Source organism: Vibrio sp. 10N.286.51.C3 (genome assembly GCF_003050065.1).
Classification (GTDB): Bacteria; Pseudomonadota; Gammaproteobacteria; order Enterobacterales; family Vibrionaceae; genus Vibrio; species Vibrio crassostreae.
Map to the genome: position 1 here is coordinate 1 of NZ_PIGC01000012.1, position 17,407 is coordinate 17,407.

Consider the following 17,407-nt stretch of genomic DNA (forward strand, 5'->3'; position numbering starts at 1 on the left):
GATTCGTTACAGAAAAACCAAAATTTGCCGCTGTCGCTAAAGTTAACCCTAGATAGTAAATTGCAGTGTTAGATTAGAGAACAGCGTATAAGAACCGTACAAGCTGCACTAAATTTATTCTTTGGAGAGTGATAATTAATCATTTGAATTAAAAGATAAAATTTATTGTTGACGAATTTTTTCCATCCGTTAAAGTACACCTCGTTCTCACGGCTTAGGTCGCTGAGAGATGGTGTTTTACTTTTCAGTAATCAGCATCGCAAGATTGCGTTGCCCTGGTGGTGGAATTGGTAGACACAAGGGATTTAAAATCCCTCGGCGTTCGCGCTGTGCCGGTTCAAGTCCGGCCCGGGGCACCATCTATCTTGCTTCTACTTTTTGAGTAGAGTGATGAACAAAGAGTTGTTCTCTTAAATCACTATTAAAGGCGCCTTGGCAGAGTGGCTATGCAGCGGATTGCAAATCCGTGGACCTCGGTTCGACTCCGGGAGGCGCCTCCATTCTTTCTCTTAGTTTGATAAGTTAAGAGATATTAAGAATGAAATGCGATACTAGCTCAGTTGGTAGAGCGCAACCTTGCCAAGGTTGAGGTCATCGGTTCGAACCCGATGTATCGCTCCAAATTTTGTAATGTTGATGTATTTTGACATTAAGATGGTGTTTTACTTTTCAGTAATCGGCATCGCAATAAAGAATTGCGTGCCCTGGTGGTGGAATTGGTAGACACAAGGGATTTAAAATCCCTCGACGTTCGCGTTGTGCCGGTTCAAGTCCGGCCCGGGGCACCATCTATTTGATTGTTACCTTTTACTAGGTGACAATCAAAAGAGTTGTTCTCTTAAAACACTACTGAAGGCGCCTTGGCAGAGTGGCTATGCAGCGGATTGCAAATCCGTGGACCTCGGTTCGACTCCGGGAGGCGCCTCCACTATTAAAAGTTGAAGGGCCAGCAGAAATGCTGGCCTTTTTGCTATCTGAAATTCTAAACCCTCATGCTATGTTCAAACTTCCACGTATGTTATCTAGTCAATAACACCTCTAGGAACAAGCTCTTATCTGATCACTTTCTTTGCCTGTCTGTTCCTTGTGTAAACCGGTCATTTGCTAAACAATCAACAGCATCTGTTAACCAATTTTGGTGGTTTTTGAGTGAAATTAGTGGGGAATGGAAAAGGCGATTGTCTTTTGCGTCATTGAGTTCTTCATATTTAGACATAGTTGCTCATGATCCTGTAACGCTTTCATTAGTTATTACACTTATTATGACTACAAATGAAAATGATTGTTATTTACTTACGTTGCTGCTAACCTATTGTGAAACTTTACAACATCTTATCTAATGCACAAAAGTGTATATAAAACCCCGCTAAACCTTATTAAAGCTACGGTTATTCGTTTGCTTCGTATGATAAATCAGCAGATCTACCTCTTTTGTTCTACCCCTTTTGGGTAGTTCGTTTTCGTAATTGATTTACATCATATTTTCATTTTCTTTCATAATTCATTATTCGCTCAGTTAAGAAATATATAACCTTCAGGAATTCTTATGAGCAAGATGAAGCTAGTCGTAATCGGTAACGGGATGGTCGGCCATCGCTATATCGAAGATTTAGTCGAGAAGACAGATGTTGCAAACATGGACATCACGGTGTTCTGTGAAGAACCACGTGTAGCCTATGACCGTGTACACCTTTCTTCTTATTTTTCACACCACACTGCAGACGAACTTTCTTTAGTTAAAGAAGGTTTCTACGAGAAACACGGCATCAATATGCTGATCGGTGAACGTGCGATAAACGTTAACCGTGAAAAGAAAACAGTTTACTCAAGCACTGGTCGAGAAATTCAATACGACAAACTTGTTCTTGCTACCGGTTCTTTCCCATTCGTACCGCCAATCAAAGGCAACGAAGGTAAAGACTGTTTCGTTTATCGCACTATCGAAGATCTGAAAGCTATCGAAGCAACCGCTAAGAACTCTAAGTCTGGTGTTGTTGTGGGTGGCGGTCTACTTGGTCTTGAAGCTGCAGGTGCACTTAAAGCACTTGGCGTAACCACACACGTTGTTGAGTTTGCTCCTAAGCTAATGGCCGAGCAGCTTGACCAAGCGGGTGGTAACCAACTTCGTCAAAAAATCGAACGTATGGGCGTTAACGTACATACAAGCAAGAACACGCTTGAGATTGCTCCTGAAGGCACTGAAGCTCGTAACGTAATGCGTTTTGCAGACGGTACAGAGCTAGAAACTGATTTCATCGTATTCTCTGCTGGTATTCGCCCACAAGACAAACTTGCTCGTCAAATGGGTTTAGGTATTGCACCTCGTGGCGGTATCGAGATTAACGATCACTGTCAAACGACAGACAAAGATATCTACGCTATCGGTGAGTGTGCGTCTTGGAACCAAACGTTCTACGGCCTTGTTGCTCCTGGTTATAAGATGGCGACGGTAGCGGTTGATCACGTTGTTGGTAACGAAAGCACATTTGAAGGTGCGGACATGTCTGCGAAGCTTAAGCTTCTCGGCGTGAAAGTAGGTTCTATCGGTGATGCAAACGGCCGTACTCCTGGTTGTAAGAGCTACGTTTACCAAAACGAAGAGTCAGAAGTTTACAAACGCCTAATCGTATCTGAAGACAACAAGAAGCTTCTTGGTGCGGTAATGGTTGGTGATACGTCTGACTACGGCGATCTTCTTCAGCTAATGCTGAATGAAATCGACCTACCAGAGCACCCAGATGCATTGATTCTTCCTGCTCATGCTGGTGCTGAAAAGCCAACACTTGGCGCGGACTCTCTTCCTGAATCTGCAGTTATCTGTTCTTGTTTCGATGTAACTAAAGGCAAGATTGCACAAGCTGTTGCTGAAGGTCACCACACCATTGGTGATATCAAAGCAGTAACAGGCGCAGGTACGGGCTGTGGTGGTTGTATTCCACTTGTGGCTTCAGTACTGAACGCTGAACTTGCTAAAGCTGGTGTAGAAGTGAAGAACGACGTATGTGAGCACTTTGCTTACTCTCGCCAAGAGCTTTTCCACTTGATTCGTATCGAAGAGATCAAAACATTCGACGAACTACTAGAGAAATACGGTAAAGGCTACGGCTGTGAAGTATGTAAGCCTCTAGCGGGTTCTATCCTTGCTTCTTGCTGGGGTGAACACATCCTTAAGCCTGAGCTAGTGAAACTGCACGATACCAACGATAACTTCCTAGGTAACATGCAAAAAGACGGTACTTACTCTGTAATCCCTCGTATGGCGGGTGGTGAAGTAACACCTCAAGCACTAAGTGTTCTTGCTGATGTTGCGGCTGAATACAACCTGTACACCAAGATCACGGGTGCACAACGTATCGGTCTATTCGGTGCTCAAAAAGATGACTTACCAGCAATCTGGAAGAAGTTAATCGCAGCAGGCTACGAAACTGGTCAAGCTTACGCAAAAGCGCTTCGTATGGCGAAGACATGTGTTGGTTCTACTTGGTGTCGTTACGGCGTTCAAGATTCAGTTGGCCTAGGCGTGATGATCGAGAACCGTTACAAAGGCATCCGTACTCCTCATAAGATGAAGTTTGGTGTGTCTGGTTGTACTCGTGAGTGTGCTGAAGCTCAAGGTAAAGACTTAGGTATTATCGCAACTGACGCGGGTTGGAACATGTACGTGTGTGGTAACGGTGGTATGAAACCTCGTCACGCAGACCTACTTGCAAGCGACTTAGACCAAGAAACTCTAATCAAGTACATCGACCGTTTCATGATGTTCTACATCCGCACGGCTGCTCCACTGCAACGTACTTCTGTATGGATGGACAACCTAGAAGGTGGTGTTGATTACCTACGTGAAGTGATTGTAGACAACAAGCTTGGCATCAATGACCAACTTGAAACTGACATTGCTGGCCTAGTGGATAACTTTGCTTGTGAGTGGACAGACACAATCAACGACGAAGCTCAACTTAAGCGCTTTGCACACTTCATCAATGCTGATGACCGTGATGAAAACGTTGTGTTTGTTGATGATGGCCGTGAACAACACCGTCCAGCGACATTCACTGAGAAACACCCTGAAGCGAAGGGCGATATCCTTCACGTTGAACTGGTTTAATTGGGAGACGACATCATGGCATTTACCAAAGTTTGTAAGATCGAAGACATTATCCCAGGTACAGGTGTTTGTGCATTGGTTGGTGGTGAGCAAATAGCTGTCTTCCGCCCAACTAAGGCTGAAGAAGTATTCGCGATTAGCAACACAGACCCATACTTCCAATCTAACGTGTTATCACGTGGTCTGATTGTTGAGCACAAAGAAGAGCTTTGGGTGGCAAGCCCACTTAAAAAGCAACGCTTTAACCTAGCAACAGGTGTGTGCATGGAAGACGAGAACTTCAACGTGAAAGCGTACAAAGCTCGTGTTACCAAGGGTGCTGTAGAAATCTCTGCTTAATCTTTGGATGAGTAAGATTTGATAGTTCAAGGGTTCTAGTTCTCGATATTGCCTTAACTCGGTAACTAGAGCCTTTTCCTATCCAATTTTAACTTTTAATTTTACTTTTTAAGGACAACATTATGTCTCCTGATTACAAACCAGCTGAATTCGTTCAAACGATGATCGATGTGGGTGAAGCGAAAACTAAAACAAGTACTCGCGATCTTCTGATTCGAAGCACTATGGCTGGTATCATCCTTTCTCTAGCGGTTGTTGTAGCAATTACAGCAATGGTACAAACAGGCATTGGTCTTGTTGGCGCACTAGTGTTCCCAGTTGGCTTCGTGATTCTAAGTGTTATGGGTTATGACCTAGTAACTGGCGTTTTCGGCCTTGCGCCTTTGGCTAAATTCGACAACCGTCCAGGCATCACTTGGGGCCGTATCCTACGTTGTTGGGGTATTGTTGGTCTTGGTAACCTTATCGGTTCTTTGATTGTTGCTTTCCTAGTGGCTGTTTCTTTAACAGGTAACTTCTCTCTAGAGCCAAACGCTGTTGCTCAAAAGTTCATTGCTGTTTCTACAGGTCGTAGCTTAGGCTTTGAAAACATGGGCATGGACGGATGGATCACGTGTTTCGTACGCGGTATCTTCTGTAACCTAATGGTATGTCTAGGTGTGATTGGTAACATGACTGCTCGTACAGTGTCTGGCCGTGTAGCAATGATGTGGTTCCCAATCTTCATCTTCTTCGCACTAGTGTTCGAGCACACAGTAGTAAACATGTTCCTATTCCCACTAGGTATGATTCTTGGCGCTGATTTCGGTATCGCGACATGGTTGAACTTCAACCTTATCCCAACAATCCTAGGTAACATCGTTGGTGGTCTACTAATGACGTGTGTTCCTCTATACCTAACTCATGCTAAAACAGCACCTTCTCTAGGCGCTAAGTAATTAGATAGCTCTAGGTTAATGAGCAACTAATAATGTGTGTTAAGCCCCAAGCTGTTGATTTGGGGCTTTTTTGATCTTAACACTCTCTACTTTTGATAACGGTGCACCTAAGGCGAGCAATGTGTGCTTGATGATGGTGCAAATGTCAGGGTTTTCCAACGTAATAGATTGTTTTGTTATATAAACTTCTATCTTGATTAGAATTAATCGTGAAGTTTTATGGCAACAACTGATAGTCTAAGAAGTAGGGATATTGGTGATTCATACAACGATGAATCGTCATACAGAATTAAGCTTGAAATATAACAAGCTAACTTTCGGAGCAAAGCATGTCAGAAGTATCGCCATCGAATGTTAAAACAGGAAACACAGGATTTGTTTCATTAGTAGGTGCCGGTCCGGGCGACCCAGACTTACTTACGTTAAAAGCGGCACGAGTGATTCAACAAGCAGACGTTTTGGTTTATGACCGCTTGGTATCAAAGGATATCTTGGCGATGGCTAACCCAAAAGCGGAAATGCTGTATGTGGGTAAAAAGCTCGATCATCACTGCGTACCTCAAGATCAGATCAACCAACTATTGGTCACTAAAGCACAAGAGAATAAGCATGTAGTACGCCTTAAAGGTGGAGACTCATTTATCTTTGGTCGTGGCGGGGAAGAGTGTGAAACACTGGCTGAAAATGACGTTAGATTTGAAGTGATTCCGGGCATCACAGCTGCTGCAGGCGCAACGGCTTATGCGGGTATTCCGTTGACGCACCGTGACCATGCGCAAAGCGTTCAGTTTATTACCGGTCACCTTAAGAAAGACGGCGAAGATATTGACTGGCAATCTCTTGCTCAGCACAACCATACAATTGTGTTTTACATGGGGTTAAAAGAGAGCCCAAACATTCAGAAAAACTTACTGGACAACGGTATGCGAGCTGATATGCCTGTAGCGATCATTGAAAACGGTACTCGCCAAGAGCAAAAGGTTTACCGCGGTGGGCTGAGTGATTTGGCAAGCCTTGCTGCTACAGCAAAGAGCCCTGCACTTATTGTCGTTGGCAGTGTAGCTCAGCTACATGAAAAGCTAGATTGGTTTAACAAGCAAGCTTAATTATTTGGCCTTCTAGTTGTCTTTTTAAACAATTGCTGAACTCATCAAGTATCAAATACTGCAGCGGCTGCTTTGTCGCTGCATTTCTTGTTGGCGCATTGGCATTTCATCGATGATATTGGTGATTTTCTGCCAGTCTGTCTTACCGCTCCACCTGTGTTTCTCTTTTCCGTCTTTACCTATCAAAATAGCAGTATGTGAACCTTTTGGTATTCCATAGCTATCGGTTACGGCTTCTAGGTTAAATTCTTCTTCAAGCCAAGTAGGGACTGTGTAGCCGCTCTCCGCAATGACAATGATAACTACGTCTCTTTCATCCAATTGACAGTTGTTGATCAACACTTCATTGAGAAATTCTTTGACGACGGAATCTTCCTTTGGTGCAAAGTAGATCACGCTACGGTGCGGTAACGGTTTTGAATGTGAATAGGCGGGGTAGGCAAGTACCGAGTGAATGGTTGAGCTCATGACCAATACTGTGCTGATAGTCAGTAGTTTAATCAAGCTAAACCAGACGCGAAAACTTGCCGAATAATTCATTGATTTCGCTGCTTTGGCTGTGTCGATGCTTACGCACGATTTGTGTATTTGTCGGTGTAGCATGGCCAACCTCCCTTGAAAACTCAAAGTCTGAGAATGATTTGAAAGTTACGTAGGGAAGAAAGTTAAGTTCAGAACCATTCGATAAACGTACAACACAAATCAACCTGCATTAAGCATAGTTAGGATTACGCTAAACATACGGAGATTTACGTTAACGGAAGGAAACAAGTTCATTTTTATTGAGTAAAGCGACTCGCATTTTATAAGTGAATAGAATAGGGTATACGGAAAATCTAAAGGTATGAATTTATGGAAAACATAGCAATTTTGGTCGACGTTCAGAACGTTTACTACACGACGCGCGACAAATACCGTTCTAACTTCGACTATAACCAGTTTTGGTATGTTGCCACGGAAGGGCGTAACGTTGTTGCAGCTAATGCTTACGCAATCTCAAGCCAAGACCCTAAGCAGCGCCAATTTCATCACATCCTGCGTGGTGTTGGCTTTAATGTGAAGCTGAAACCGTTTATTCAGCGTCGAGATGGTAGTGCAAAAGGTGACTGGGATGTAGGTATAGCACTAGACGCGATAGAGCTTGCTGAGACAGTCGATACGATTGTTTTAGTCTCTGGCGATGGCGATTTCGAAATCCTTGTAGAGCGAATCAAAGAGCGTTTTGGCAAACCTGTTGAAGTGTATGGTGTACCGGGGTTAACCGCTCAAAATCTTATCGATTCTGCGTCAAAATTTGTACCGATCGAAAAAGATTTTCTTCTATAGAGGAAATCAGGCACTTTATAATTGAAATCAATAATAACGATAATTAGAATGCAAACAGTTCTTATTTATCGGTGTGTGTAATGTCTCGCGTTTTAGTTGTTGATGATGATATTCAGTTGTGTGAGTTGCTGGGTGAAGTGTTAGAAAATGAGGGGTATCACGTTGATACCGTTCATTGCGGTGAGTCCGCGCTTGAGTTTATTCAATCGAACCCTGTCGATTTAGTTTTACTCGATGTAATGCTTCCAAACCTAAGTGGTATTCAAGTGGCAAGGCGTATTTGTCAGCGTTTTGCTACTCCCATTCTTATGCTAACCGCGCTTAACGACGATGCCTCAATGCTCGATGGTTATCAAGCTGGAGCCGATCAGTACATCGCTAAACCTTTCAATGTTCCTGAACTCTTAACCCGAATTAAGGTGATCTTGCGCCGAGTGGGTTTTGAGCGTCAGAGACAATCTTTAGCTTCCTCTAATCACGGTTTGTGCGAACAACTCTCTCGTTTGCCATTAACCGGTACTGAAAAAGACTTGCTTGATTATCTTGTTAAAAATGACGGTATCGTGGTTTCCAAGTCTGACCTTCAAGTTCATGTACTTAAGAAAGAGCTGTGTCCTTTCGATCGTAATTTAGATATGCATATCAGTAATATACGTCGAAAATTGGTGCAGGCGGGCCTGTCGAAACAGCACATTAAAACCGTTCGTGGTAAAGGCTACAGTTACCTAGAGTCGGTCGGCGCATGAGTGCCCATCTAATACGTTGCCCGGATTTCATCGCTAAGCGAAAAGATGGATTAACCTTTCAATTGTTTAGTTACCTGACAGTGATTCTAGTGAGCATTTTGATCCTGCAAGGTGTCGCTGAAAGAGCGTTGATGAAGGCTCTGCTAAAGGTCCCTGAGTCCGTTAAAGCAGAAATGTTGGATCTTGCTCATCAAGCGAATGTTTTGATCGAAGAAGGGGACATGGACGAGCTAGCTGACTGGGGTAATGCTCAACGTTATTATTTGTTCGTTATTGACGAGAATAACCGCCCAATTACACATCGACACATGCATCCGCACTTCGAATTTAAATTGAAGTTTCTGCGTACCTTAGACCATCAACTGAGTGACCGTGTGAGCAAGCCAATTTTTGGCTTGCCACTGGATAATGGCAGTACGCTTGTTATTCAACTTCCTCACCAGTTTCACCCCGCAAAATCCTTTGCTCCATACTCCTATATGCTTAAAGCTTTGATTGCCTTGGTTGTATTGTCTCTGTTCTCGATTATCATGGCGAAAAGCCTGCAGCAACCGTTGGATAGATTGAGAGAAGCGAGTCGCAGACTTGCTCAAGGCGATTTCACTGTCAGTGTGGTATCGGAGTTAAATTCCACCACGCGAGAATTCAACGAGCTTGCACACGATTTTGATCATATGACCTTTGAGATTAAATCTCTAGCTGAAAAACAACGTCGTTTGATTCGTGATGTGTCACACGAGTTAAGAACGCCATTAGCAAGGCAAAACCTCGCACTACACCTGCTACGAAGCAAGGTTGATGATAAAAGCATTGGTTTGCTAGAACGAATGGAAAGCGAAACAGAAGAGATGAACAAGCTGGTGGGTGAGATACTTGAATTTAGCCGCTTAGAAACCTCTCGCTATGACTCTAAATTAAGCTTAATGCACCTAGAGCACTATTGCTCGATGTTGATCGCGCAGATGCAAAACGATTTAAAGCCGAATCAAACTTTGATTGGTGACTTAGAGACACCGACATCAATGGTGAGTGTTGATGAGAGACTACTTCTTCGAGTGATCGGTAACTTGGTCGGCAATGCAATTAAATACGCGGGTGAGAACGCTCATGTTATCGTGACGACATACGAACAGGTCATAGATAAACGTTACAGTGTCATATCTGTAGAAGATGATGGTGAGGGTATTGCTGATAACAAGATTGCGGGTATATTCGACCCGTTTACACGAATTGAATCAGCGCGCGATAAACAGTCTGGTGGCTACGGGTTAGGTCTTGCGATTGTTAAAGAAGCGATGGGTGTGATGAATGGGCACGTTACTGCTGAGAATAGAGACGGTGGGGGGCTTAGAGTGAACCTTATGTTCCCAATCGGTGATTAGCTTTCTCTATTGAGAAGAAGGCTAAATAGATAATTGTCCCAACTCAATTGTACAGACTTAAGCGATACCCAATAAAAAAGCGCCACTGCATCTGCAGTGGCGCTTTTCTTTATGTGCTTTGAATGAGCTAGGCGTAGCCATTAATTACGCCTGAGCTTGAAGACAAGAGCATCAGATAAGCGAGACTATGCCTGTTGGCGAGCTAGCTTAACTTCTTCTTCTTTCTCACCTGCTGCTGGGTCGTTGAAGCGAGACTCGTCTAGAGCGCCTTCAGACTTAGCAACGATGATAGATACGGCACTATCACCTGTGATGTTTACAGCGGTACGAATCATATCAAGAAGGCGGTCAACACCCATGATTAGAGCGATACCTTCAAGCGGTAGACCAACTTGGTTCAATACCATCGCTAGCATAACAAGACCAACACCAGGAACACCTGCAGTACCAACAGACGCCAGTGTCGCCGTTAGGATAACCATTAGGTAATCACCCATAGATAGGTCGATGTTGTACGCTTGCGCGATAAACGCAGTCGCAACACCTTGCATGATTGCAGTGCCGTCCATGTTCACAGTTGCACCTAGTGGAACTGTGAAAGAAGCGACTTTGTTGTCTACGCCCATGCGGTTCTTAGCTGTTTCCATTGTTACTGGAATTGTTGCGTTTGAAGATGCTGTTGAGAATGCAAACATGATTGCATCTTCCATCTTACGTAGGAACGTAATCGGGCTAAGGCCAGTGAATCCTTTAAGCATTGCGCTGTAAGTCACCAGACCGTGCAACAGCAGGGTACCCGCAAGTACTAAGAAGTATTCTGCTAGGTTCCAAATCGCGCCCAAGCCAAGGCCAGAGAACAGTTTCGCCATCAAGAAGAACACGCCGTAAGGAGCAAGGTTCATTAGTAGCGCAACTAGCTTCATGATCACTTCGTTTAAATCAGAGAAAACGGCAGCGATACGTTCACCTGGTTTTCCTGCTGCACTGATTGCGATACCAAACAACACTGCAAATACGATAACTTGTAACGTTTTGCCCTCAGCCATCGCCTGAATAGGGTTGGTTGGGAACATGTCGATGATTACTTGGCCTAAAGAAGGAGCATCCGCTGATTTGAAAGAGCTCGCAGCAGTAAGATCCGCACCAGCTCCAGGTTGGAACAGGTTACCGATAGTAAGTGCTAGAGTGATAGCAACGGCTGTAGTACCGATATAAAGTGCAAGCGTTTTGCCCCCCATACGGCCAAGAGTTGATAAGTCTTTAAGAGAACTTGTACCGCATACTAGTGAAACGAAGACTAGTGGCACAACAAGCATTTTTAAACTGGCGACAAAGATTTGTCCGCCTACTTCAAAGAGTCCGTTAACGATGTAGTTGTTAACAAATCCGCTGTCTGCAAAAAGGGATTGAATGGCAAATCCCGTTAATATACCTACGACCATACCGAGGATTACTCGACCAGTCAGAGACATAGGTTTCTTGGTATTCATTTAGAACACTCCTTATTATTTATAACTTTGATACCTTTTCAAAGTGAGCAGGAGATTAGCAGTCGGTTGTTCAAATCGAAAAACAAAAAATGAGTTTGGAATTATAGATGTGATCAGAATCACTGATAATTGTGTAAATTAAACAAAATTCAACAATATAATTCACTATAATTTTACATTTATCGAGGGTTTTATACATAAACTTGTCGTTTCAAAGGTAGTAAATAAGAAGAGATGATTTTCTTATTGATCGTCACACCTCAAATTGACCTGGCCAATAACGCAGTTTCAAAAAAACTGGATGGCGACAACCACTTTTAAGCGTAAATGTTCTCTAAATATCTGTATTGAAATGGGTTTGTTTAACTTTATAAAAACGCCTTTCCGCCACGCCTTTACAAAACTTTACGAATGCAAAGAATGCAAAGAATGTAAATTTAATGCAAATGGTAATAATTATCACTTATATTCTCTCCCGAAATGATTCAGTGGTACCGGAAACGGTTCAGCGAGCACATCGAATGACTAACAAAGTGCTCGTCTAAAAGAATAAAAGCGGAGTAAAGGACATGTTTTCAAAGAGCCCATTGGCTTTAGTGATCGGCGCAGTATTAGCTTCACCAGCAGTATTGGCAGAAACAGTAAAAACAGACGAGCATATGGTTGTTGAAGGTCGCGACTACGGTTACAAAGCCGACACGAACACAACAGCGATGCGTATGGAGGCAACTCAATTAGAGACTCCGGGACAAGTTTCAGTAATCGATGAGCAAATCATCGATGAACAGCGTGCTAGCACGTTAGGTGAAGTTCTTAAGAACGACGCATCTGTTGGTGCGGGTTCTAAATCAACTAACCGTGAGCGTTTCACGCTTCGTGGTTTTAATTTGGAGAGTAGCTCTGGTTACCTGCGTGATGGCGTTCAACACTGGTCTCATTACCGCCAACCGGTAGAGCTTCTGGAGCGAGTTGAAGTATTGAAAGGCCCAGCTGGTCTACTTTACGGTAAGTCTGCTCCTGGCGGTCTTGTGAACATGGTTTCTAAGAAGCCAACATATGAAACTCAAGTTAACGTAAGCCAAGATATCGGTTCTGATAGCTACACGCGTACTACCGCTGATGTTAGCGGTTCATTAAATGATGACCAAACTTTACGTGCTCGTTTGATTGTTTCACAAGAAAACCAAGACTCTTACCGCACACGTTTTGATGGCACAGATGTAGAGACTGACCGTTTTGTTGGTGGTCTATTTGTTGATTACGATATCAACGAAGACATCATGTTGTCTGTTCATTACGACCGCACTATTGAAGAGGGCGATTTAGACAACGGTTCTAAAATCGATACTTCTACTGGTAAAGTTATCGACCCTAACACGGTTAATGACCAACGCTTTGCTCAAACGGACAACGACGTTGCAAACTACGGTGCATCTGTAACCGCTAACTTGAACGACGCTTGGTCTGTGAAGACAGGCATCAGCCGTCAGTTCTATGAACGTCAACGTACAGAATCAAACAACACGGTATATAGCGATAAGAGCGGCGGTTACGGCTACAAGGTATCAGACCGTCACGATGAATGGACGTTTGATACGGCTTATGTAGATTTTACTGGTGATTTCGATGCACTAGGTGTAAACCACCGCCTACTTGTTGGTGTGAATGGTCTTCATTACGATTACGAGCGTTTATACGATTCTGGCTACACATGTGTTAACGCAACAGAAGCAGAAGCAGCTGCTGCATGTGGTAACGGTTTTGATATGCCTTCTAACGTTAACTACAAGAACGACAATGAAGTGTCTCACTCTGAAAGCCAACACTACGGTCTTTATGTTCAAGACTTAGTAACGCTGACTGAACAGTGGCAAGTACTTGGTGGCGTGCGTTTCGCTTACGACAAAACGACGAGCAGCTCTAATCAAGAAGAGAGCTACAACAACATTCTTCCTAAGCTTGGTGTGATTTATTCACCAGCGTCTAATGGTTCTATTTACGCGGTTTACTCTGAAAGTTTCGAACCTGTTGGCGAAATCACAGATAAAGATGACGTGAACTTTGGTCAGTCTCAAGACGCTAAGAAGGGCACACTTTACGAGCTAGGTTCTAAATGGGAACTGTTTGATGAGCGTCTGTTTGTATCAGGAGCATTGTTCCAGATCACTCAATCGAACATGCAAGTGACTGAAGACCTAGATCCAGCAAGCAATAACGGCAAAGAGACACGCACAAGCCAAGTTGGTGAGCAAGTTCATACTGGTGTAGAACTGTCGGCTACCGGCTACATGACTGAAGCATTCTCTTTGAGTGCATCAACTATGTTCTTGGATGCTGAATACCAAAATGACCCTGCACTTGAAGGCAAAACTCCAGCTGACGTTCCTGAGTTTACGGCTAGCATTTGGTCTACTTATGCATTCAACAACGGTACTGATGTAAACCTGGGTATTTATCATGTAGGTGAGCGTTACACAGAAAGCGCTAACACATTCAAAAAAGATGCTTACACTCGTGTAGACATGGGTGTGTCACATACAATGAAGTATGATGAAAACCTAGATTTCGTTGCACGCTTCAACGTAGAAAACTTGTTTGATACTGACTACCTTGAAGGCGGCAGCACGAGCAACGTTGTTGTCGGCGAAGGCCGTAACTACATGGCGACTTTACAGGTAAAATACTAATTTGTTAGTAGGGTACTATTAATAGCTTAAATATTAAGGGGAAGGTTTCGACTTTCCCCTTTCGTGATTCCGCTATTTAATAAAAATATCCCTAGTAATGCGAGTGACTTTTAATGATAATGAGACTGCTTATCAATAAAATTCATTTGACCTTCTTCTTATAGTAAATGACTACAATTATGAATCTTTTAAAAACTAGCCTAGCGCTTGCCATCAGTTTGGTTGCAACGTCTTCGATGGCAAACAGCTTGGATCAAGCTCAATCAATTCAAAACAAGACCAATAACGCGTCGGCTTCGAGCCAAAAGATTATTGATAAAAGCTCACAAGCGACTTTAATGCTGCAAGCTGAGATTGAGCGTCTGCAAGAAGAAGTTAAAAACCTAGAAATCTATCACGATCACCTTGCTGCATTGGTTGAAAGCCAGAATCGAGAAGCTCAGAGCCTTGAAGGGCAGATCGACGAAATCAAATACACACGTCAAGGTGTTGTGCCTCTGATGTATCAGATGATTGATGGTCTTCAACAGTTAGTTGATAACGATGTGCCAATCAAGAAAGAACAGCGTTTAGAAAGAGTTGAAAAGCTGCAAGCAATGATGACTCGTGCTGACGTGAGTGATGCAGAAAAGTATCGTCGTATCCTAGAAGCTTACCAAATCGAGATGGACTACGGAATCAAGCTAGGTGCTTATCAAGGTCGAGTAGCATTGAACAGCGACAGAACGATTGAGGCTGATGTATTGCATTTAGGTCGTATCTCATTAGTTGCTCGTAATCTAAACGGCAGCCAATACTGGTCTTGGAATCAAATACAAAACCAATGGCAAGAGCTAGATTCTTCGATGAAATCTGAGTTAGATAAAGCTTACGACATTGCTAGCCAACAAGCTGCACCAAGCCTAATTACTTTACCTGTTTCTCTAACTGTTGCGGAGGTTAAGTAATGAACTTAAAGGCATTAGCAGTATTGCTTTGCATCACGTCTATTTCCTTTTCTGCTTTCTCTGCTTCTGATTCAACGGCTCAGTTGGTTAACAAAGCGAAGTCAGAAAATCGTACTCAAGCTTCTCACAATGTGGTTCGTGAAGCCGATTTTAAAAAGACTGAACAAGAGCTGAAAGCGATTAAAGCACAGCTTGAAGCGAAACGTACCTCGATTCAAGGCGCGACAGATGTTCTGACTCAAACATTCAGTGATAACGAAAACAAGCTTGCTCGCTTAGAAGAGAAGCTGCGTTTAGAAACCGGTAGCTTAGGCGAGTTGTTCGGTGTCGTTCGTCAAAACGCAAAAGAACTAGGCGCAGAGCTTAGCTCAACAGTAAACAGCGTTGATCGCGCTGAGCACACAGCGACCGTTGACCAAATTATCGATGCTAAATCCCTGCCATCAATGCCACAACTTTCTGGTTTGTGGATGAGCATGGTTGAGCAGATTCAAGCGAGCTCTGAGCTTAGCAAGTCTCAAATTGCATTCATTAATGGTGAAGGTAATACACAAACTGTTGATGCGTATCGTTTAGGTTCGATTGGTCTTGTGACGGATCAAGGTTATGTTAGCTGGAACACTCAGCGTGAAGATGCGATTGCGTATCTGAAACAGCCATCGAATGGTCCAACATTGGCATCGCTTTCTACATTAGCAAATGGCGACGTGTCTAACGTGGTTGTCGATCCTTCTCGTGGGTTCATGCTAGAGCAACTAGCGCTAACGCCAAGCTTAACTGATCGCCTTGAAGCGGGTGGTGTTGTTGGTAAAGTGATTCTTGGCTTACTTGCAATCGGCCTAATCATCGCATTGGTTCGTGGTGTTTCATTAGCTATCGCTCGTCAGAAAATTCGCGCACAACTTAAGAACCCTGAACAAGCAGGTGATAACCCACTAGGCCGTGTTCTTGCAGTGTACAACAAAGAACAAAACCAAACGGTTGAAGCGTTAGAGCTGCGACTTTTAGAAGCGGTAGTGGATGAGCAGACTCACCTAGAGAAAGGCCTATCTATGCTTAAGCTATTGGCGGCACTTGCTCCAATGTTAGGTCTTCTAGGTACTGTAACCGGCATGATCGAAACATTCCAAGTGATCACACAGTTTGGTAATGGCGACCCTAAAGTAATGGCGGGCGGTATTTCGATGGCGCTTGTAACGACGGTACTTGGTCTTGTTGCAGCAATGCCTCTTCTACTGGCACACAACATTCTTAGCACTCAGGCTGAAAACATTCGCAATATTCTTGAGAAACAAGGTATTGGTCTTGTAGCCGAGCAGGCAGAAAAAACGGTTGAGTCAAAAGCTGTCGTTTCACCAGTTGGGACTGCTGCGTAATGGATATTTTGTCGGGTTCTCTATTACCAGCGAGTTGGTTAACGAGTGACTGGCTGCTGTCTTTATCAAGCTTTATGGAGCAGGGCGGTTTCGTTCTGTGGTGGCTAGCGGCTGTCGTCCTAGTGTATTGGGTGCTTGTGGTAGAACGTGTGCTTTATCTTGCGTTCTACTTTCCAAAGCAGCGCCAAGCTTGGATTACTAAGTGGCATGAAAGAGAAGATCACTCTTCTTGGCATGCCAAAGCCATTCGCGAAGGTTGGTTAGGGCAAGCGAGTATCTTACTTTACCAAAACTTGAACTTTATTAAGCTGTTAGTCGCTATTTGTCCGATGTTGGGTTTGTTAGGTACCGTCACCGGTATGATCTCTGTTTTTGATGTGATGGCGACTCAAGGAAGCAGTGACCCTAAATTGATGGCTTCAGGTATCTCGTTGGCAACACTGCCAACCATGGCGGGTATGGTTGCTGCATTAGCGGGCATGTTTGTTCATGCTCGTTTAGCGAAAGTGTGTAACCGCTTAGAATTGAAATTAGAAAAATCTTTAAGGAGTCAACGATGAGACTCGGTCGACGTCATTCAAAAAACGAAGAGGCTCAAATAGACCTTACTTCGATGCTTGATATTGTATTTATCATGCTTATTTTCTTTATTGTGACCAGTTCATTTGTTCGTGAATCAGGGGTTGAAGTCAATCGCCCACAAGCTTCTAACGTAGTAAGCCAAAAGGATGCGGGCATCTTTGTTGCGATTACTTCTGCTAACGACATCTTTATCGACAAACGTGTCGTAGATGTTGAACGTGTCCAAGCAACGTTAGAACACTTGTTGCTAGAACAACCTGATGCTTCTTTGGTTATTCAAGCGGATGAACACGCTTACAACGGTACGGTTGTTAAAGTGATGGACGCGGCTAAAGGTGCGGGTGTTAAAAACATTGCGCTTGCTGCTGAAAAGCGATGATCTT

The 17,407-nt window shown here is 43.6% G+C and carries 14 protein-coding genes and 5 tRNA genes; 17 read left to right on the forward strand and 2 right to left on the reverse strand.

What is annotated here, in order from left to right:
* The first annotated feature begins 272 nt into the window (after positions 1–272).
* From CWO27_RS14170 to cobA, 9 genes are all read left to right on the forward strand, one after another.
* Positions 273–359: transfer RNA gene (locus CWO27_RS14170), tRNA-Leu, on the forward strand.
* Between the two features lie 67 nt (positions 360–426).
* Positions 427–500 (forward strand) — tRNA-Cys (locus CWO27_RS14175).
* 45 nt (positions 501–545) lie between these two features.
* Positions 546–621: transfer RNA gene (locus CWO27_RS14180), tRNA-Gly, on the forward strand.
* An 80-nt stretch (positions 622–701) separates the two neighbouring features.
* Positions 702–788 (forward strand) — tRNA-Leu (locus tag CWO27_RS14185).
* Between the two features lie 66 nt (positions 789–854).
* Positions 855–928, forward strand: a tRNA-Cys gene (locus CWO27_RS14190).
* A 618-nt stretch (positions 929–1,546) separates the two neighbouring features.
* Entirely contained in the window at positions 1,547–4,105 is a 2,559-nt protein-coding gene (gene nirB / locus CWO27_RS14195) for a nitrite reductase large subunit NirB (protein WP_102433456.1), read from the forward strand.
* 15 nt (positions 4,106–4,120) lie between these two features.
* On the forward strand, positions 4,121–4,444 hold the full coding sequence (gene nirD / locus CWO27_RS14200; RefSeq protein WP_107899105.1) for a nitrite reductase small subunit NirD: 324 nt from the start codon (positions 4,121–4,123) through the stop codon (positions 4,442–4,444).
* A 122-nt stretch (positions 4,445–4,566) separates the two neighbouring features.
* The gene (locus CWO27_RS14205) at positions 4,567–5,382 is read left to right on the forward strand and encodes a formate/nitrite transporter family protein (protein WP_017062558.1); all 816 of its coding nucleotides are present in this window, start codon (positions 4,567–4,569) and stop codon (positions 5,380–5,382) included.
* A gap of 329 nt (positions 5,383–5,711) precedes the next feature.
* Positions 5,712–6,488 carry a uroporphyrinogen-III C-methyltransferase gene (gene cobA / locus CWO27_RS14210; protein ID WP_107899106.1) on the forward strand — a complete coding sequence of 259 codons (777 nt, stop codon included), beginning with the start codon at positions 5,712–5,714 and terminating at the stop codon, positions 6,486–6,488.
* A gap of 51 nt (positions 6,489–6,539) precedes the next feature.
* On the opposite strand, the gene CWO27_RS14215 is transcribed toward cobA, so the two are convergent.
* Positions 6,540–7,091 carry a DUF4174 domain-containing protein gene (locus tag CWO27_RS14215; protein WP_102480543.1) on the reverse strand — a complete coding sequence of 184 codons (552 nt, stop codon included), beginning with the start codon at positions 7,089–7,091 and terminating at the stop codon, positions 6,540–6,542.
* 249 nt (positions 7,092–7,340) lie between these two features.
* Between CWO27_RS14215 and CWO27_RS14220 the strand changes: the two genes are divergently transcribed.
* From CWO27_RS14220 to CWO27_RS14230, 3 genes are all read left to right on the forward strand, one after another.
* The gene (locus CWO27_RS14220) at positions 7,341–7,814 is read left to right on the forward strand and encodes a LabA-like NYN domain-containing protein (protein ID WP_004731130.1); all 474 of its coding nucleotides are present in this window, start codon (positions 7,341–7,343) and stop codon (positions 7,812–7,814) included.
* Between the two features lie 80 nt (positions 7,815–7,894).
* On the forward strand, positions 7,895–8,560 hold the full coding sequence (locus tag CWO27_RS14225; protein ID WP_048660110.1) for a response regulator transcription factor: 666 nt from the start codon (positions 7,895–7,897) through the stop codon (positions 8,558–8,560).
* Complete coding sequence (locus CWO27_RS14230) at positions 8,557–9,942, forward strand: sensor histidine kinase (protein WP_107899107.1); 1,386 nt, start codon at positions 8,557–8,559, stop codon at positions 9,940–9,942. Before CWO27_RS14225 ends, CWO27_RS14230 begins: the two co-directional genes overlap by 4 nt.
* Before the next feature lie 185 nt (positions 9,943–10,127).
* Here the strand turns inward: CWO27_RS14230 and CWO27_RS14235 are convergent, their stop codons facing one another.
* A complete protein-coding gene (locus CWO27_RS14235) occupies positions 10,128–11,432 on the reverse strand; it encodes a dicarboxylate/amino acid:cation symporter (protein WP_048660112.1) in 1,305 nt (434 codons plus the stop codon).
* A 569-nt stretch (positions 11,433–12,001) separates the two neighbouring features.
* Here CWO27_RS14235 and CWO27_RS14240 point away from each other — a divergent pair.
* The 5 genes from CWO27_RS14240 to CWO27_RS14260 all read left to right on the forward strand — a co-directional run bounded on the left by CWO27_RS14240 (position 12,002) and on the right by CWO27_RS14260 (position 17,403).
* Positions 12,002–14,119 carry a TonB-dependent siderophore receptor gene (locus CWO27_RS14240; protein ID WP_107899108.1) on the forward strand — a complete coding sequence of 706 codons (2,118 nt, stop codon included), beginning with the start codon at positions 12,002–12,004 and terminating at the stop codon, positions 14,117–14,119.
* 179 nt (positions 14,120–14,298) lie between these two features.
* A complete protein-coding gene (locus CWO27_RS14245; protein WP_102433463.1) occupies positions 14,299–15,066 on the forward strand; it encodes a DUF3450 domain-containing protein in 768 nt (255 codons plus the stop codon).
* Entirely contained in the window at positions 15,066–16,442 is a 1,377-nt protein-coding gene (locus CWO27_RS14250) for a MotA/TolQ/ExbB proton channel family protein (protein WP_107899109.1), read from the forward strand. Before CWO27_RS14245 ends, CWO27_RS14250 begins: the two co-directional genes overlap by 1 nt.
* A complete protein-coding gene (locus tag CWO27_RS14255; protein WP_102433465.1) occupies positions 16,442–17,002 on the forward strand; it encodes a MotA/TolQ/ExbB proton channel family protein in 561 nt (186 codons plus the stop codon). Before CWO27_RS14250 ends, CWO27_RS14255 begins: the two co-directional genes overlap by 1 nt.
* A complete protein-coding gene (locus tag CWO27_RS14260; RefSeq protein WP_004731145.1) occupies positions 16,999–17,403 on the forward strand; it encodes an ExbD/TolR family protein in 405 nt (134 codons plus the stop codon). The genes CWO27_RS14255 and CWO27_RS14260 overlap by 4 nt, the downstream gene beginning before the upstream one ends.
* Positions 17,404–17,407 lie beyond the last annotated feature (4 nt).

What these genes read in the sequence shown, in the direction of transcription:
- CWO27_RS14250 (WP_107899109.1), top strand. Translation starts at nt 15,066, where the DNA reads ATGAACTTAAAGGCATTAGCAGTATTGCTTTGCATCACGTCTATTTCC.
- CWO27_RS14235 (WP_048660112.1), bottom strand. Translation starts at nt 11,432, where the DNA reads ATGAATACCAAGAAACCTATGTCTCTGACTGGTCGAGTAATCCTCGGT.
- CWO27_RS14225 (WP_048660110.1), top strand. Translation starts at nt 7,895, where the DNA reads ATGTCTCGCGTTTTAGTTGTTGATGATGATATTCAGTTGTGTGAGTTG.
- CWO27_RS14260 (WP_004731145.1), top strand. Translation starts at nt 16,999, where the DNA reads ATGAGACTCGGTCGACGTCATTCAAAAAACGAAGAGGCTCAAATAGAC.
- CWO27_RS14245 (WP_102433463.1), top strand. Translation starts at nt 14,299, where the DNA reads ATGAATCTTTTAAAAACTAGCCTAGCGCTTGCCATCAGTTTGGTTGCA.
- CWO27_RS14255 (WP_102433465.1), top strand. Translation starts at nt 16,442, where the DNA reads ATGGATATTTTGTCGGGTTCTCTATTACCAGCGAGTTGGTTAACGAGT.
- CWO27_RS14215 (WP_102480543.1), bottom strand. Translation starts at nt 7,091, where the DNA reads ATGCTACACCGACAAATACACAAATCGTGCGTAAGCATCGACACAGCC.
- nirD (WP_107899105.1), top strand. Translation starts at nt 4,121, where the DNA reads ATGGCATTTACCAAAGTTTGTAAGATCGAAGACATTATCCCAGGTACA.
- nirB (WP_102433456.1), top strand. Translation starts at nt 1,547, where the DNA reads ATGAGCAAGATGAAGCTAGTCGTAATCGGTAACGGGATGGTCGGCCAT.
- CWO27_RS14240 (WP_107899108.1), top strand. Translation starts at nt 12,002, where the DNA reads ATGTTTTCAAAGAGCCCATTGGCTTTAGTGATCGGCGCAGTATTAGCT.
- CWO27_RS14220 (WP_004731130.1), top strand. Translation starts at nt 7,341, where the DNA reads ATGGAAAACATAGCAATTTTGGTCGACGTTCAGAACGTTTACTACACG.
- CWO27_RS14205 (WP_017062558.1), top strand. Translation starts at nt 4,567, where the DNA reads ATGTCTCCTGATTACAAACCAGCTGAATTCGTTCAAACGATGATCGAT.
- cobA (WP_107899106.1), top strand. Translation starts at nt 5,712, where the DNA reads ATGTCAGAAGTATCGCCATCGAATGTTAAAACAGGAAACACAGGATTT.
- CWO27_RS14230 (WP_107899107.1), top strand. Translation starts at nt 8,557, where the DNA reads ATGAGTGCCCATCTAATACGTTGCCCGGATTTCATCGCTAAGCGAAAA.